Source organism: Microbacterium sp. Bi128, assembly GCF_918698205.1.
The window spans coordinates 1-2,310 of sequence record NZ_CAKKMM010000800.1 but is presented as its reverse complement, the minus strand read 5'-3'; the positions used below and the strand labels follow the sequence as shown (position 1 = coordinate 2,310).

Genomic DNA, 2,310 nt, shown 5'->3' with positions numbered 1-2,310 from the left:
GTCGTTGCCGTCCACGCGTTCGCCGGCCATGCCGTAGCCCACTGCCTTGTGGGCGAGGGAGGGCGCAACGGACTGGTGCGCCAGCGGCACGGAGATCGCGTACTGGTTGTTCTGGACGAAGAAGACCACGGGCAGGTGGAAGACGGCGGCGAAGTTCAGGGCCTCGTGGAAATCGCCTTCGCTCGTGGCGCCGTCGCCGCACATGGCCAGGACCACGGTGTCCTCGCCGCGCAGCTTGGCGGCGTGGGCCACGCCGACGCCGTGCAGCAGCTGGGTGGTCAGCGGGGTGCACTGGATGCCGACCTTGTTCTTGGCGGGATCGTAGCCGCCGTGCCAGTCGCCGCGGAAGAGCGTCATCGTCTGGACCGGATCCACGCCGCGGGCCATGACGGCTACGGAGTCGCGGTAGGTGGGGAACAGCCAGTCACCCTCGGCAAGGCACAGTGCGGCGGCAACCTGGCACGCCTCCTGGCCGTGGCTCGAGGGGTAGACGGCCATGCGGCCCTGCCGGACCAGCGCGGAGTTCTGGTCATTGACGCGGCGGCCGATGACGAGTTGCTCGTAGGCGGCCATCAGTTCGGTCTCGCTGGGCAGGCTGTACTCGTGCCCCGGCTGGGTGCCCTGCTCCGTGTGGGGATTCAGGGTTCCGCCCGGGCCCACCATCTGGATCTGGTGGCGTGCGGGCAACATGTAGTCCTCAACGCTGATACCGAACTTGCTCACGGCATCACCGGCTGGATCTTGTTGCGCGGCCTGCCGCGCAGCTGGCTGCGCAGCGTGATCTGCGGAGATCGTCATTGGTCCGTCCTTCTGTAGCCACTAATCTTTCCCAGTATGCCGCCAGCCGATGTTTCGTATCCACCTCTCCCGTGAATCGTGGAGATGTCCACAAATTTGCCCTATTCTGGAAGACAAATCGTAAGTGTGAGCTCGATTACCGGCGGGGGTCGTAGACGAATGGCAGAGCTCGAATCAGAGCAGGTGGCGGTGCCGCTGGACGATGTGGACCGGAACATCATTGCGGAGCTGACCCGGGACGGCCGGATGTCGGTGACACAGGTGGCCGAGAACGTCCACATTTCCCGCGCCCACGCCTACACCCGGATCGCCCGGCTCACGGGCGAAGGCGTCCTGACCAAGTTCACCGCCCTGGTGGATCCCATCAAGGCCGGCTTGAAATCTTCTGCCTACGTCACGCTGAAGGTGCGCCAGCACTCCTGGCGCGAGCTGCGCGAACTCCTGCGCGCCATCCCGGAGGTCCATCACATCGCGCTGGTGGGCGGGGACTTCGATGTCATCCTGCTGGTGCGCGCGGTGGACAACATTGACCTGCGCCGGGTGATCTTCGACCAGCTGCAGTCCATGCCCGGGGTCTTGGACACCCAGACGTTTTTGGTATTTGAGGATTTGGATACGCGGTAGGGGCTGCCCGTATTTTCGAGGGCGGTTTCTCGGCAGTCGAGAATATTTCGGCCACGTACCTTGATCTCCTCGGGAGACGTTAGGCACGCCAGCATTCAATAGCGCGAAGGCTGATCGAGAGAATTGCTGAGGCCTGACTGCCAATATTGAACCTAGCGAGACACCTGGCGTGTGGTCTTTGCAGTCTCCGGCACGACAGCGATCGGACACCGCTGCTTACTCACCAAGGCGTTTGGCGCGGTAACATCATCGTGACCTGTTGGCTCTCAACAAGAACATCACGTGTCGGATTGACGGCAACGTAGGGGGACCTGGAACTTGGATTTGCAAGACTACTTACGAATGCTCCGTCGCAATTGGATTATCGTTGTATCCGCTGCCCTTGTTGGGCTTTTGGCAGGGGCGGCTGCAACGTTATTGGTTCGCCCCACCTACACCGCCCAATCGCAACTCTTCGTGGCAATACAGGGCTCGGGCACCGTGAGCGAGTTGCAGCAGGGCAACACTTTTAGCCAAGCGCGCGTGCAATCCTACGTGAAGACAATCGCGACGCCCGTAGTACTTCAGCCCGTCGTGGAGACTCTTGGCTTGAATATCAGCGCCTCACGACTAGCCGGACAAGTCACAGCTACGAGTGACCTTAACACCGTCATAATAACCATTTCGGCGGAGGACACCTCCCCGGTGCAGGCAGCAGCAATAGCTCAAGCCGTGGCCGACAGCCTCATTGTGGCTGTGGACACGCTGGAACGGCCAAAAACCGGCGGAACGAGTCCTGTTTCGCTTTCCATCATTAGGCCGGCCGAAGCTCCGTCTTCGCCATCCGCTCCGAACGTGCATCTCAATCTAATTATTGGACTAGTGACCGGGCTCTTGGGCGGGGTGGCC

At 61.7% G+C, this 2,310-nt stretch carries 3 protein-coding genes; 2 read left to right on the top strand and 1 reads right to left on the bottom strand.

What is annotated here, in order from left to right; all coding sequences use genetic code 11:
* On the bottom strand, positions 1-798 hold a 798-nt coding region (locus tag LQV45_RS26430), incomplete at its 3' end, for a thiamine pyrophosphate-dependent enzyme (protein WP_253074589.1).
* Positions 799-957: 159 nt separating this feature from the next.
* On the opposite strand from LQV45_RS26430, the gene LQV45_RS26425 reads away from it, so the two are divergent.
* Positions 958-1,422 carry an Lrp/AsnC family transcriptional regulator gene (locus LQV45_RS26425; protein ID WP_026537452.1) on the top strand — a complete coding sequence of 155 codons (465 nt, stop codon included), beginning with the start codon at positions 958-960 and terminating at the stop codon, positions 1,420-1,422.
* A 318-nt stretch (positions 1,423-1,740) separates the two neighbouring features.
* The coding region (locus LQV45_RS26420; RefSeq protein ID WP_230009675.1) for a YveK family protein at positions 1,741-2,310 on the top strand (570 nt) is incomplete at its 3' end.

Bases quoted from the DNA above. Each gene is read 5' to 3' on its own strand.
- LQV45_RS26425 (WP_026537452.1), top strand. From the start codon at position 958: ATGGCAGAGCTCGAATCAGAGCAGGTGGCGGTGCCGCTGGACGATGTG.